Genomic DNA, 1,960 nt, shown 5'->3' with positions numbered 1-1,960 from the left:
GTTTTCGTTTTTGCACGCTAACGCAGCGCCGAGGCGCTGCGTTGCTAACGTCATCAGTAATCGGACGAGGCTGCGATCGACCGGCGATCAGATCGCCGTCACCATCGCTTGCGTCTCCTCGCGTACCGAACGGCTGCGCTTGGCGACGATCTTGTTGAGGGCGCCGAGATAAGCCTTGGCGGACGCGACCAGCGTGTCCGGATCGGCCGCACGCGCGGTCATCGAACGCCCCTCGTGCGACAATCTGACCGAGACTTCGGCCTGCGCGTCGGTGCCTTCGGTGACGGCGTGGACCTGATACAATTCCAGCTTGGCGTCGTGCGGCACCAGCGCCTTGATGCAGTTGAACACAGCGTCCACCGGGCCGTTGCCTTCCGCTTCCTCGATGCGGATCTCGCCGTCGACGTCGATCTTCATCGTGGCGCGCTGCGGACCGTGGGTGCCGGCGATCACCGTCAGCGACTTCAGCTTGATCTGGTCCTGACCCAGCGTCATTTCTTCGCCGACCAAGGCCTCGATGTCCTCGTCGTAGACGTCCTTCTTGCGGTCGGCCAAAGCCTTGAAGCGCACGAACACGTCCTCGATCTGGTTGCGCGACAGCTTGTAGCCCAGCTCTTCCAGCTTGTGGATCAAGCCGGCGCGGCCGGAGTGCTTGCCCATCACCAGCGAGGTGCCCTTCACGCCCACCGTCTCCGGCGTCATGATCTCGTAGGTCGAGGCATTCTTGATCATGCCGTCCTGATGGATGCCGCTCTCGTGGGCGAAGGCGTTACGGCCGACGATCGCCTTGTTGTACTGCACCGGGAACGAGGTCGCCGCCGACACCGTCTTGGAGGCGTGGGTCAGCATCGTGGTCTCGATGTTGTTCCAGTACGGCAATTTGTCGGCGCGTACCCGCATCGCCATCACGACTTCTTCCAACGCAGCGTTGCCGGCGCGCTCGCCGATGCCGTTGATGGTGCATTCGATCTGCCGCGCGCCGCCGGCGACGCCAGCCATCGAATTGGCCACCGCCATGCCGAGGTCGTTATGGCAGTGAACCGAGAACCGCGCCTTGTCGGAATTCGGCACCGTCTCGCGCACCTTGCGGAACATCTCGCGATATTCTTCCGGCACCGCGTAGCCGACCGTGTCAGGCAGATTGATGGTGGTGGCGCCGGCCTTGATCGCCGCTTCGATGCAGCGGCACAGGAAGTCGAACTCGGTGCGGGTGGCGTCCTCGGCCGACCACTCGACGTCGTCGGTGTGGTTGCGGGCGCGGGTCACCGACGAGATCACCATCTCGTAGACCTGCGCGGCTTCCATCTGCAGCTTGTACTTCATGTGCACCGGCGAGGTGGACAGGAAGGTGTGGATGCGACCGCGCTCGGCCGGCTTGATCGCCTCGGCGCAGCGGTCGATGTCCTTGTGGGCCGCACGCGACAGGCCGCAGATCACCGAGTTCTTGGAGCGCTTGGCGATCTCGTGCACCGCCTCGAAGTCACCATCGGACGCGAACGGGTAGCCGGCCTCGATCACGTCGACGCCCATGTCGTCGAGCATCTTGGCGACGTTCAGCTTCTCCTCGAACGTCATGGTGGCGCCGGGGCACTGCTCGCCGTCGCGCAAGGTGGTGTCGAAAATGATGACGCGGTCCTGCTCGGACTTCGAAGTCGTGGTCATGGAGTGAATTCCTTTGATCGGAGCGCCGCTGCGGCGCGGAAGGGTCTGGCGTTCTGGCGATCCCCTGAGTGCCCAGGCGCGCGCGCCCAGACGGCCCTCAGGGGCGGCTAAGAAGCAGCAGCTCGCCAAGCAGGCGGGCGGTCGTCAGCGCAGCCGGAATCGCGGGCGCGGCGAAAATCGCCATCCCCTGCATCCCATCACTGCCACTGCGAATCGTCATTCCGACACCTTCAGGTCCCAGCCATCGTCCGCGACAACCCTTGACGGAGTGTTGACGCAAGCCGGCAATGACCGAACC

The 1,960-nt window shown here is 64.1% G+C and carries 2 protein-coding genes; both read right to left on the bottom strand.

Features of this window, described 5'->3' with window-relative positions; translation table 11 throughout:
* Positions 1-87 precede the first annotated feature (87 nt).
* The gene (locus tag I5M_RS26715; RefSeq protein ID WP_022724197.1) at positions 88-1,662 is read right to left on the bottom strand and encodes a 2-isopropylmalate synthase; all 1,575 of its coding nucleotides are present in this window, start codon (positions 1,660-1,662) and stop codon (positions 88-90) included.
* Positions 1,663-1,759: 97 nt separating this feature from the next.
* On the bottom strand, positions 1,760-1,960 hold a 201-nt coding region (locus I5M_RS33390; RefSeq protein WP_210161630.1), incomplete at its 5' end, for a hypothetical protein.

It is taken from the genome of Rhodopseudomonas sp. B29, assembly GCF_000333455.1.
In the GTDB taxonomy this organism is placed as follows: Bacteria; Pseudomonadota; Alphaproteobacteria; order Rhizobiales; family Xanthobacteraceae; genus Rhodopseudomonas.
Note: the sequence above shows the minus strand (reverse complement) of the source record. Positions and strands in the feature narration are given on the sequence as shown.

Excerpts from the sequence above, each read along its gene's own strand:
- I5M_RS26715 (WP_022724197.1), bottom strand. The coding sequence starts at position 1,662 with ATGACCACGACTTCGAAGTCCGAGCAGGACCGCGTCATCATTTTCGAC.